At 36.5% G+C, this 10918-nt stretch carries 8 protein-coding genes and 6 tRNA genes; 2 read left to right on the top strand and 12 right to left on the bottom strand.

The window, feature by feature from the left end; translation table 11 throughout:
* Nucleotides 1-308: 308 nt before the first annotated feature.
* Nucleotides 309-485: a YjzC family protein gene (locus ABDZ84_RS19155; RefSeq protein WP_080668671.1), complete on the bottom strand. Its 177-nt coding sequence runs from the start codon at nucleotides 483-485 to the stop codon at nucleotides 309-311.
* A gap of 251 nt (nucleotides 486-736) precedes the next feature.
* On the opposite strand from ABDZ84_RS19155, the gene ABDZ84_RS19150 reads away from it, so the two are divergent.
* A complete protein-coding gene (locus tag ABDZ84_RS19150; RefSeq protein WP_034678959.1) occupies nucleotides 737-949 on the top strand; it encodes a hypothetical protein in 213 nt (70 codons plus the stop codon).
* A gap of 20 nt (nucleotides 950-969) precedes the next feature.
* Nucleotides 970-1581 carry an endolytic transglycosylase MltG gene (locus ABDZ84_RS19145; RefSeq protein ID WP_034678961.1) on the top strand — a complete coding sequence of 204 codons (612 nt, stop codon included), beginning with the start codon at nucleotides 970-972 and terminating at the stop codon, nucleotides 1579-1581.
* Nucleotides 1582-1944: 363 nt separating this feature from the next.
* On the opposite strand, the gene phoU is transcribed toward ABDZ84_RS19145, so the two are convergent.
* The 11 genes from phoU to ABDZ84_RS19090 all read right to left on the bottom strand — a co-directional run bounded on the left by phoU (nucleotide 1945) and on the right by ABDZ84_RS19090 (nucleotide 10321).
* Complete coding sequence (phoU, locus tag ABDZ84_RS19140; protein WP_026681158.1) at nucleotides 1945-2601, bottom strand: phosphate signaling complex protein PhoU; 657 nt, start codon at nucleotides 2599-2601, stop codon at nucleotides 1945-1947.
* A 541-nt stretch (nucleotides 2602-3142) separates the two neighbouring features.
* Nucleotides 3143-5230 (bottom strand): peptidoglycan D,D-transpeptidase FtsI family protein, encoded by a 2088-nt coding sequence (locus ABDZ84_RS19135; protein WP_034678963.1) that lies wholly within the window; start codon nucleotides 5228-5230, stop codon nucleotides 3143-3145.
* A 78-nt stretch (nucleotides 5231-5308) separates the two neighbouring features.
* Nucleotides 5309-6580 carry an MFS transporter gene (locus ABDZ84_RS19130; protein WP_166530586.1) on the bottom strand — a complete coding sequence of 424 codons (1272 nt, stop codon included), beginning with the start codon at nucleotides 6578-6580 and terminating at the stop codon, nucleotides 5309-5311.
* 196 nt (nucleotides 6581-6776) lie between these two features.
* Nucleotides 6777-7388 (bottom strand): superoxide dismutase, encoded by a 612-nt coding sequence (locus tag ABDZ84_RS19125; RefSeq protein ID WP_026681161.1) that lies wholly within the window; start codon nucleotides 7386-7388, stop codon nucleotides 6777-6779.
* A gap of 176 nt (nucleotides 7389-7564) precedes the next feature.
* A tRNA-Phe gene (locus ABDZ84_RS19120) sits at nucleotides 7565-7640 on the bottom strand.
* Nucleotides 7641-7661: 21 nt separating this feature from the next.
* Nucleotides 7662-7754, bottom strand: a tRNA-Ser gene (locus ABDZ84_RS19115).
* Nucleotides 7755-7765: 11 nt separating this feature from the next.
* A tRNA-Ile gene (locus tag ABDZ84_RS19110) sits at nucleotides 7766-7842 on the bottom strand.
* 21 nt (nucleotides 7843-7863) lie between these two features.
* Nucleotides 7864-7939: transfer RNA gene (locus ABDZ84_RS19105), tRNA-His, on the bottom strand.
* Nucleotides 7940-7965: 26 nt separating this feature from the next.
* Nucleotides 7966-8042 (bottom strand) — tRNA-Met (locus ABDZ84_RS19100).
* Between the two features lie 4 nt (nucleotides 8043-8046).
* Nucleotides 8047-8121 (bottom strand) — tRNA-Asn (locus tag ABDZ84_RS19095).
* 574 nt (nucleotides 8122-8695) lie between these two features.
* A complete protein-coding gene (locus ABDZ84_RS19090; protein WP_026681162.1) occupies nucleotides 8696-10321 on the bottom strand; it encodes a Na/Pi cotransporter family protein in 1626 nt (541 codons plus the stop codon).
* Between the last annotated feature and the right edge of the window lie 597 nt (nucleotides 10322-10918).

Below are 10918 nucleotides of genomic sequence, written 5' to 3'. Positions count from 1 at the left end.
GTCGGAGCATTGCCAATATACATCAAACATTTCAAAATAACTACTTGGCTTAACGCAGTCATTGCACTGAATTTATACTTTCTTAACTTACAAAGATAAACGAGCAATCCGTCCCATTCTATTTCTCCAAAAAGTGAACGAAGAAATTTCGAATGACTTCCCGAATATTACTTTATATATTCGGATTTTCTTTATATTAAAAATTCATTTCTTTCTTCTTTTTTCATAGATGCACTTAATGAAATGCTTTTATTCATGTAAAAATACCTCCCGAAATCCAAAATCAGGAGGTATCTCACTTATTTCTTCTAGTTTTTATCATATGTCCAAACTCGATTATGATTTGTTGTTTGCGGGAATTTTTCTCCCGCTTTTAATTTTATTATTTTAGGATCCGTGACACTGCTCCCCGTTTCACCGATTTCGATATATACACCATTATTTGGTGCTTTTTGGCCAAATCGAAAATGACTGAATTCACCCATTGCTGTAACTCCTTCCAAAATTCTTTATTATCACGTAATAAGTAGTGTAATCGTTTAAACAGCAAATTATACACCAGGTCGTTGTACTCACATTTCCATTTCTATTTTCATTTCTTAGGACCTGTTAATCTGCTTTAATTCAGCAAAAATCGGGACTATTCTATTAATTTTGTCGAAAAAATTTAATTGGTAATGGCTTTTAGCTACTCATTTATGTTATAACTAATAATGAATAAGAAGGAGGTATTTACATGGTCTATGCAATCATTACCATCATTGTGATTGGACTAGTTCTACTAACATTGTCCTATTTCTTAAATGATCGTATGGAAGAAGTAGAGAGTCAATTAGAGCAGTTCTCCATTACTACGATGCAGGATACATATCAAATGAAAAAGAAAATAAAAATCCTGGAAGAGGAATTGCTTACAGAAGAGTTCGCACAAGATTTGGAAAATAAATAAAGGGATTAAAGGAGAAAACAATGAAACAACCTGTACGAGTATTTGCAATTGGTCTTCTTACAGCAGGGATTATTATGTTAGCCACTTATCTATTATTTAAGGGCGATACAAAGACTGTTGAAGGTATTTCTGAGAAAGAATTGATTTCTCTAGTCAAAGATAAAGGATATCATGTCTTATCCAATTCAGAGTACGTTGCTTTATCTGTCAATGATAATCCAGAAAAAGCTGCGAAAACTCCACCGAATGAAAATACTTCTACTACTACACAAAATGATCAATCTGCTAAGACTACAGAGCAAGAAGATGCAGCTAAAAAACAAGATTCCAATAATACGGAGAAAGCTGAAAAAGAAAACACCAAAGAAGAAAATCAAGAACAGAAGAAAGAACAAGCAAAGGAATCACCGGAAAAAGAGGAAGGTCCCAAAACGTATACCTTACATATAAAAGAAGGGATGGCCTCATCTGAAATAAGTTCCTTATTAGAAGAGAACAAATTAATTAAAGATGCTTCTGAATTTAGCGATTACTTAGAAGAAAATGACTATAGTCAACGCGTGCAAATCGGTAAGTATAAATTAAATACAGATATGGGTCCATATCAAATAGCAGAGGCAATCACTAAATAATAGTAAGGAATGCACGATTAAATAAGTGGCTAACTAACATTCTCGATTAGCCACTAACGTATTTAAAAAGAGACTGAGACAAAAGAATGAAGAAGCAATTAAAAACGAACGATGATTGGTTGGAAACTAATTATCGTTCGTTTATTGATCAGAATCATTCATTTAGCACCTGAAATAAGCGAGACTCCGGCGGGAACAGCACGAGTCCGAAGATCCACTTGGTAACGTGTTTTTCTTTACCAAGTTAGCTGAGGCCGTGCCCGCGGAAAACGAGTATAGTTTCACGGTGCGGCGATGATCTCCTATTGATAATATGATTATTCGTATTTTGAGTAAAGAAGTTATGTTTTGTACCAGCCTCTTTTAATTTAAATTAAAATTCTCTCCTTTAACTAAATATAAAATGCTTTCACCAATGTTGGTAATATGATCAGCATACCTTTCTAAATATCGTGCACAAAAGGCAACTTGCATAATATATTGAATTTTATCTGGTTTTGTAGCAGTTTCTCCTAGAAGCTCACTAATGATTAATTTGTTCTGTTTATCTACCCTATCATCCATTTCTGATAATTGTGCCGCTAAGATGATATCTTCATTGGAAAATGACTCCATTGCTATCTGCAACATTTCTATGATATATGTTTGCATGTTTGCTAAACCGTGTGGTAATAATGTCTCCCCGTTTTCTCCTAAACGAATTGCTGAACGGGCAATATTTTTCGCGTTATCAGCCATTCGTTCTAAATCCGTCACAATTTTTAATGCGGTAATTAATCTTCTAAGATCCGTTGCTACTGGCTGTTGTTTGGCGATAAGTAAGATAACTTTATCATTAATATCTATTTCCTTTTTATCTATTTCTTTATCATCTTCAATTACTTGGTTTGCTAAGGTTATATCTTGTTCATATAAGGAATTCAGGGCATTATTCAACGCTTTTTCTGTTAATTTAGCCACTTGTATGATATCTTGATTAATCTCCTCTATTTCATGATGAAATTGTCCACGTGTATTCATCTGGCTTTTCCCTCCTATCTAATCTAGCTATTGCTTATCTATACTTTAACAGACAGGTATGAAATGGCTATTGATTTAATGTTAATTACATGTAAAATTTTATAAAGTGAAACTTCAATCAGTTTGGGATTTTTGTTTTATCCCCCACTGATTGCTAGTACCACAAGGGTCTGACCTAATGGCCTTTGAACCAATCGGACATGTACTAGCAATAGATCCACGACTTATCCATATTGGGTTTACTTTATTGCTTAAACTAGGGGCTTACTGACAGTTATATGCGGGAGAACAAAACGCAAGCGCCCATTTAAAAACGTAGCGAATGGAGCGATTCAACGGAGATAAAGGAATCACGGTAAGCTTACGAACAGATGATGACTTTATATCGTAAGGCGATTCGTGAAGTCGCCACCGTTTCTCAGCGTTGGAGCTGGACACCGCACAACATGCCCACATTTATACATATGGACTGTTAATTTCCTCTAATTTCCTAGAGTGTAAAAAGTACAAGTCTACGGAGACTTGTACTTTTCGTAATACTTTATTCTTTTTCTTCATTCTTTTCTTTGTCTCGCTCTTCCTTCAAATCAAAATATGCATCTAAAATCCGAGTTCCAATCATATGATTAATCTTATAGGAGTTACCCTTGCCTGTATCTGGTGCTATAATTGCAAATGCGATCTCTGGCTCGTCATATGGTGCATAACCGACAAGAGATAGATTTTCTGTCTCCGCTAACTTTTTGCCATCTTTATACACTTCATTTTGCGCCGTACCAGTCTTTCCTACAGCATTATAATCTTTACTATGGTAGTATTTATAACCAGTTCCTCCTGGCTCCTGGAACACTCTCCGAAAACCTTCCTGCACACGATCTATATAGGATTGATCCATCTGAACACGGTTCAAGATATCCGTGTTCTCACTACGATAGATGGATCCAAGATCCTTATCTGATTTACTTGGCTCACGAATTTCCTTTAGAAAATGCGGTCGAACTCGATAGCCATCATTTGCAATCGTCGATACATATTGAGCTAATTGCATCGTGGTATACGTATCATACTGCCCAATAGCAAAGTCCATTAAAAGTCCTGCTCGATTCATCGAATCCCCTTCAAAGCCAACACTTTCATAAGGAAAATCAATACCAGTCTTCACGCCTAAACCAAATTGCTGGAAATAGTTACGCATTTTCTGCCAAGCTTCTGTATTAAACGACGCTTTATTTCCATTTGGGAAGGGATAGCGATTCTCTCCCCCCATTTTTAATGCGATATAAAACATGTAGACGTTGGACGAGCGTTTCAACGCATCCTGATCATCGACTACCCCAATACTGCTGCTGTAGGAACCTTTTTTCGGGGTACCTGAAATTTTTATCGGACTGTCATTAAATCTTTGTCCAGGTGAGATCACGCCTGATTCTAAGCCTGCAAGTACAGTTGCACCCTTTACAATAGAACCAGGGCGATGCGCATCATACAACGTCTTGTATGCAGCGTTACTGTATTCATTTCCATCTCTGGTTTGTCCACTAACCGCTAATAATTCACCTGTTTGTGGATTCATAACAACGGCAAGTGCATCCTTTAAATATTTATTGTCATAGGGATGGCTCTGAACGGCTGCTTTTAATTCCTCTCGTACTATTTTATCCACTTCTTCCTGAAATTCCATGTCGATAGATAAAACTAAATCCTTACCTCGGCTACCCTCAACGACCGTTTCTGTTCCAACAACTTCACCTGATTTAGTAGTCGTGTACTGAATTTGTTCCTTTGTTCCTCGTAATACGTCCTCATAATATTCCTCAAGTCCGCTCTTTCCAACCCGATCATTACGGCTATAACCTCTTGTTAGGTAATATTGCTCTTTTTCTGCCAAGATCCCTTGCTCTTGTGTTGTAATAGTACCTAGTAAGCTGTTGATCGTCTCACCAAAAGGATAGTCCCTATTCCAGTCAGTCGTTGCATTAACTCCAGGTAGAACATCCAAGTGCTCCGAAACTTTAGCATATTCCTCTGCGGTGACATCGTCATTTTTAACTATTTGCGGCGTAAGCGAATATGCTTTATCTAATTCTTTTTTAATTGCAATTACTTCAAGCTCCTGTTTCGAAAAACCGGAGATTTCATCTTTTGTAATTCGATCTAGAATGGTATTATACTGTTCAGCATTATCTAAATCTGCTGCTTCTTTTTCAGATAAGCGATTGTCAGCTTCTTCCTTATTTTTTAAGTACCAATACTCTTTTTTATTGCGCTCTGTTAATTTATCAAGGTATTTTTTTTCATCATCCATAGAAATATACTTCGACAATTTTTCAGCAACTGCTAATCGATCTTCTGCCTGCGTTCCTTTTGCAGGTGTATACGTGATCGAATACAATGGTTTATTATCTACAATAACATTATGGTTACTATCATATATTTTACCTCTAGGAACGGGTATCTTTGTTGTATCCTTTACCGTTCGATCAATTTCTTCCTGAAATGCTTCACCGTTTAAAATCTGTACAACTCCTAATTGTAAAATAAGCACTGTAAACATTAGAAACACAACAAAAAATAATATGTTAATTCGGAAGGGAAGTTGCGTTTTTTTCTTTTTTTTCTTATTCCCCATTATCTCTCCCCCATACGAAATTAGATTTATTTTAAACCTTATTCATTATACCATTTATCCCTCTTTATTTTCATCCATTTATCTATTTTTTTCGTCTGTTAATTGCTCTTTAATTAATACTTCTTTTTTTGGCTTACTTCCTAAGTAGATGTTCTTGACGAATAAATAGATAAAAATATGCCCAGCACCAAAAACGGCTAATATATATGGGATTGCCTTTTCAGCTGGAAAAATAGAAACAGCAATTAAAAAAACAGAAATGGAAGTAATTCTTCCGATATTGACAAACATTTCTCTGACAACGATATACTCCACACGTAACTCTTTTGCCTTCCATGCTTTTCCTATTACATCATAGGTTAAAGAGACATATGGTATAGTAATGATTGGGTAAGCGATCCCAATGCAAATTGCATATATAATTAGCTGTGCATAGCTAATCTCAAAAATAATAATTGTAATAGAGAAATACAGGATAAGACTCCCGATAAGGATAGCTTTTTTTCTCATGGAAGGCTTGATAACTTTCGTCCCAATAAAATAAAAAACAAAGGATAAACCAGAGAACACTAGATTGAACATCCCTAATGAAAATTCACTTTGTGTAATCAAAAACACCCATATGGAGATAACAAAGGCAAATATCCCTTCTCTTAATCCTTGAAAAATATGTGCATTTAATATACGATTCCAATTTTTGTTATGTGATCGTTCAGCTAATACCCGTCGAAAATAAAAGCTTCCTTCTGCCTTTCTCCTTGCCAAAAAGAAACTACAGATAACTGCGCAAATGAACAAAATAAAAGAAATCGTAAAAATTGTTGTATATCCGATATTTGCTTCCAAATTAGCAATAATAGTCCCAGCTAATAACGGTCCAATCATTCCACCAAAGGATTGAAGCACTCCTAAAAATCCATTAAAAAAGTCCCTAGTCTCTGGCTCAGTAATCTCGAATGTAAGTACATTAAATGCTAGCCAATAGAAACCATAACCAATACCAAGAAGACTACCTAGCATAAAATTATAGTACGATGCTTTTTCAGCAATAATTAATACACTCAAAAAAAAGAGAGATAAAAAAATTACCCCTAAACGTAATACAATAACTCGATCCACTTTCTTAGCTAATTTTCCAGCCACAATAAACGTCAATGGTTGAAAAATATAAATGGCTAAATTATATACAGCAATGGTTATATAATCCCCTGATTGCTTCCACAAGTATATATTTACAAATGTATTGGATAAAAATATCCCTAAAGAATATAGTCCACCAATAACAAGTAAAAACAATAAATCCTTATCAATGTCTAATTTCCCCTGATAAAGTGATAGGCTTTTTCGCATATTCCATACTCCTTTTCAAGTCATTAATAGTTTGAACAAATGAGTAACAGATATGCAAAGAAGCCTTAATTAAAGATAAGGATATAACAATCTATTCATTAAGCTTACATTCATCATTTCTTGACAATTATAGATAAAAAAAGGCATATGAAGGAATCGAATCCCCCCACATGCCTTTTCTATTCAATTATTTTTGTTATTTCGCTTCATTATAGTTTTTCGTTACTTGATCCCAATTAATAACATTCCAGAAAGCTGAAATGTAATCTGGGCGTTTATTTTGATATTTAAGATAGTAAGCGTGCTCCCAAACATCAAGACCTAATAAAGGTTTTTTCCCTTCCATTATCGGCGAGTCTTGATTAGGTGTACTCATTATTTCTAATTCTTCATTATTTAAAACTAACCATGCCCAACCTGATCCGAAGCGTCCTGCTGCAGCATTAGCAAATTCTTCTTTGAATTTATCAAAGCTGCCAAACTTTTCATTAATTTTATCAGCAAGCTCACCAGTTGGTTCGCCACCACCATTAGGTGATAATACTTTCCAGAACAGACTATGGTTTGCATGGCCGCCACCATTATTACGTACGGCAGTCCGCGCGCTTTCCGGAACAGCATCTAGATTACTTATTAGCTCTTCAACAGATTTATTCTGAAGATCAGCATGTCCTTCTAAAGCACCGTTTAGTTTCGTTACATACGTATTATGATGCTTTGTATGGTGAATGTTCATGGTTTCTTTATCAATAGTAGGTTCTAGTGCATCGTAAGCATAAGGTAGTTCAGGTAATTCAAATTTTGCCATTATAACTTCCTCCTAATAAAATTATTTTATTAAAAAGGATCGAATATTCACCCTTTTAAAGCAAGATTATCAAAGCTACTATACTGATGCAAATTATATGCATGCATTTTTTTACCAAATTATAAAAAGCGTTATTTTCTTGAGAAAATAAAAAAACAAGCCACCGCTTGTTTGAATGGTGGCTCGGGACGGAATCGAACCGCCGACACAGGGATTTTCAGTCCCTTGCTCTACCGACTGAGCTACCGAGCCTAAATCTACTCTAAATATGTATGGAGGAGGTAGAGGGATTCGAACCCCCGCGGGCTGTTACACCCCTGGCGGTTTTCAAGACCGCTCCCTTCAGCCAGACTTGGGTATACCTCCAAATAATTTTATGGTGGACCCTGCAGGACTCGAACCTGCGACCGATCGGTTATGAGCCGATAGCTCTGACCAACTGAGCTAAGGGTCCTTCTCATTTTAAAATTGTTTATGGGGCGACCGGTGGGGATCGAACCCACGAATGCCGGAGCCACAATCCGGTGCGTTAACCACTTCGCCACGACCGCCATGCTTCAGATTAATTGTTATATTATGGTGGCGGCGGAGGGGATCGAACCCCCGACCTCACGGGTATGAACCGTACGCTCTCGCCAGCTGAGCTACACCGCCAAATTGGCTCCACAGGTAGGATTCGAACCTACGACCGATCGGTTAACAGCCGATAGCTCTACCACTGAGCTACTGTGGAATGTTATCGTGACTACTTTCAACGAATTATAGCAACAAGATATAATTTACCATGTTCAACAACATCTGTCAATATTTTTTTCAAAAAATCATAATCGCAATTTCTTATGTATGTATCGCTGTTAAAACGACAATATTTACTATAGCATCTTATCAAAGGTTTTTCAATACAAAATTTAAAGTTAGAAAATTTTAATTTTAATTCCTTTATTAATTAGTAAATACTACCTTATAACTTGTAAAGTAACTCCTGTGTTTGTGTGAGCAGACGTAACGCTGAGTCACCTCTTGAAAACCATACTACAGGGGCCGGAAGTCACCCGTTTTTCTACAGAATTTTCCTAACAGAACTTCACGAAATAACTCCCCTTCACTTAACTCACCATGGATAAGTGAACGGCTTTCTTCAAGTTCCGGTTGAATAATGCTTGTTCACACAGATTTTCTTTTCCGCAAACGACAATGACGTAGCTCTTGCAGTTCATTTGAATTTGAGATAGCTAACTTCTACTTAGTATAAAAAACAACTGTCAGAAAGCATTTCCGACAGTTGTTAAACTAAACATACGTTATTATTATTCACCTAATACTTCTTCAGCAATGTTAACCGCATGGTCTCCAATTCGCTCTAAATTGCTAATGATATCAACAAAAACAATTCCAGCTGATCCAGTACATTTACCTTCATTCATACGAATGATATGTTTCTTTCGGAAATTCCTTTCCATTTTATCAATTTTATCTTCTTTTTGAATCACAGCTAGTGCCTCTTCTCTGTCCATACTTTGGAGAGATTCAACGGCTTGTTTTACTGTTGACGTTGTTAATTCAAACATTTCATTTAGATCTTCCTGAGCATGATTGGTTAATTGAACTTTATTAGACATTTTATAATCAATTAATTCGACAATATTTTCAAAATGATCGCCTATTCTTTCGATATCTCGAACGGAGTCAAGGAGTGCGGAATGTTTCGCACTTTCTATTTCCGTAAGTGATTCTGCCGATAGTTCTACAAGATAATCTGTTATTTTTCGGTCCAGATTATTTAAAGCCCCTTCTATTTGCATAGCCATTTCGGAATGCTTAGAAAGTTGTGTATTTAAATATTTATTTGTTTCTTCTAAGCCTTTATAAGCATATTCACCCATGCGAATCACTTCTGCTTTCGCCTGATCTAATGCCAAGGTCGATGATTGCTGAATAAATATCGGATCTAAGTGTTGTGGTTTATACTCTACAATTGTATCTTCACCTGGAATAATCCTAGTAACTAACCAAGCTAAAGCGCCTATAAATGGAAATTGAATGATCGTATTTGTAATATTAAAGGTCCCATGAGCAAACGCAATTGTCATCTCCGGGTTCAAGTTAAACTGTCCTTGTAAAAACGTAACAATTTGCGTAAAAACTCCAAGTAGGAGTAAAAAGATGGTAGCTCCAACTAAATTAAAGATTACATGAGTATACGCTGCTCGTTTTGCAGCAACAGTTGCACCTAGAGATGCTAGCACTGCAGTTATTGTCGTTCCTAAGTTATCTCCAAAAAGAACGGGTATGGCTGCCTTTAGTTCTATTGCTCCTTCAGCAAATAGACCTTGTAAAATACCTATTGTGGCACTTGAACTCTGTACAACAACGGTAAAGACAGTACCGATAACTACACCAAGAACTGGGTTTTCACTCATATTAACGGTTAATTCATGAAATGCTTCTAGTGTACGCAATGGCTTCATACCACTACTCATTAATTCTAATCCAAAGAATAATGCACCAAATCCAAAGATTGCTTGTCCAACTGCATTAACTTTCTGACTTTTAAAGAAAAATAATAGAAAACACCCTACAGCAATGATCGGTAGCGCATAAGCACCAATATCAATACCTATTATAAATGCAGTAACTGTTGTACCTATATTAGCACCCATAATTACACCAATTGCTTGTCTTAACGTCATAAAGCCTGCGTTTACTAGACCGACTGTTAAGACAGTAGTACCAGAGCTACTTTGAATTAAAACCGTAACGATAATACCAGCTAATACCCCCATAAATGGGTTACTTGTAAAGCGATCCAGTATATCTCTAAGACGATCCCCTGCTGACTTTTGTAACCCTTCTCCCATAAACTTTATACCAAGAAGGAAAATACCCAGTCCGCCGATAAATTCAAATATCAGTTTTTGAACATCAATTTCCAAAATTTATACCTACCCTTCCATTCATGTTGAATCTTGTCACACCATACCAATATTAATTATATATAAACTTTTTGTAAAGGTTTAAAAGGTATATTTAACATTAAATTTACATTCAGCTACATTTAATAGATCTTTTTAGTATTTACTACTTCATGCTTTCCATGCGATGAACAAATAAACAAAAAGAACACAAGCGCTAGCGCCCGATTAGAAACGTAGCGACTGGAGCGAGTTAATGGAGATAAAGAAATCACGGTGAGCTTGCGAGTCGATGATGACTTAGCTTAGGGCGATTCGTGAATTCGCCTCGTTTCTGGGCGCTGGAGCTCGACGCGGCTCATCACGCACATCTTTTGGACTTTGGCTTGTTTGGGAGCCTTGTCCGTCTACAGAGCCTTGGTATCAGATTTCTGTTCGTCGAGCCAAGATTTTGATACACGCTTCCTTCAGCCTTCACCTCACGATAAACACTTTGCGGTTCTCTAGTGGTTGGTTGATATGTATCCCCCACAGTGGACTTTCACCAGCCTAGATAGTCGCCATGCCTGGCGCACCAAATAACTATCCGCCCGTAAAACGGGCGGTTTTAGTTTCGCC

The organism is Virgibacillus salarius (assembly GCF_039521925.1).
Lineage (GTDB): Bacteria > Bacillota > Bacilli > Bacillales > Amphibacillaceae > Virgibacillus > Virgibacillus salarius.
The sequence above is the reverse complement of the archived record's forward strand: the minus strand, read 5'-3'. Positions and strand labels throughout refer to the sequence as shown.